The organism is Alcanivorax sp. HI0044 (genome assembly GCF_001634945.1).
In genome coordinates this window covers 1-815 of sequence record NZ_LWEZ01000721.1, presented here as the reverse complement: position 1 = coordinate 815, position 815 = coordinate 1, and the positions used below count along the sequence as shown (strand labels likewise).

The following is an 815-nucleotide window of genomic DNA, read 5'->3' as shown; positions in this document are numbered from 1 at the left end:
CAATCACAAAAAGCGCATAGACGGTTAGCATCAAGCTAAGAAACAGCAGCAACAGACCGGTCAGCAACCCCATGGGCAGCACGCTGGCCGCGCCCACGGCCAGGATCAGCCACACGGCTGGCGGCTTGAAACCATAACGCAGAATATCACCGGAGCGCTGCCAGAAAGGCGTACCGGGTTCACCGTCGCCCTGCCACTCCAGACTCTGGCTGCACAACAGACAACGGGGCTGACCCGCCTTGAAATTGTCTTCCCCTCCGGGCACACATTGCCCGCAATAAAACGTGCTACAACCAGAGCAGCGCCAGCTGCCCGGCCGCTCACGGTGATACCCACACACTTCCATGTTTCCCCCACTTCCTGTTTTTTAGCAATCCTTATTGAAACGACACAGAACCCATAAACGTTGCCGCCGCTCTTGCAGCTTTAATGATCAGGTCCTGTTGTTGCAATCCACTGCGTTTCAGCGGTTTGAAATCATGATCGCCACTGGGTAGCCAGTGTAATTGCACCCGCTCCGGCAGGCCATAACCTGCCACCTCGTCCGGTTTACCAAAGGGGTCCCGCTCGCCCTGGCAGACCAGCATGGGGGCCGTCAGCGCCGGCAAGTGATCAATGCGGGTTTTCTCCGGTTTCCCGGGCGGATGAAAGGGGTAGCCCAGCGCAATTACGCCAGCCACATCCAGCGCGGCCACACCATTGCCCTCAGCGGCCAGCATGGAGGCCATGCGTCCGCCCATGGATTTGCCGCCGATCCACAGTGGCAGCGCGCCATCGGGAGTCTCAGACAATTCAGCCGCCAGTGCCCGGGCTTC

General features: G+C 59.4%; 2 protein-coding genes. Both read right to left on the bottom strand.

Features of this window, described 5'->3' with window-relative positions; translation table 11 throughout:
- A partial coding sequence (locus A3730_RS08685; RefSeq protein WP_156501090.1) for a hypothetical protein occupies positions 1-265 on the bottom strand: 265 nt, incomplete at its 3' end.
- Between the two features lie 112 nt (positions 266-377).
- Positions 378-815, bottom strand: a 438-nt coding sequence (locus A3730_RS31345) for an alpha/beta family hydrolase (protein WP_369819054.1), incomplete at its 5' end; no start/stop codon positions are given.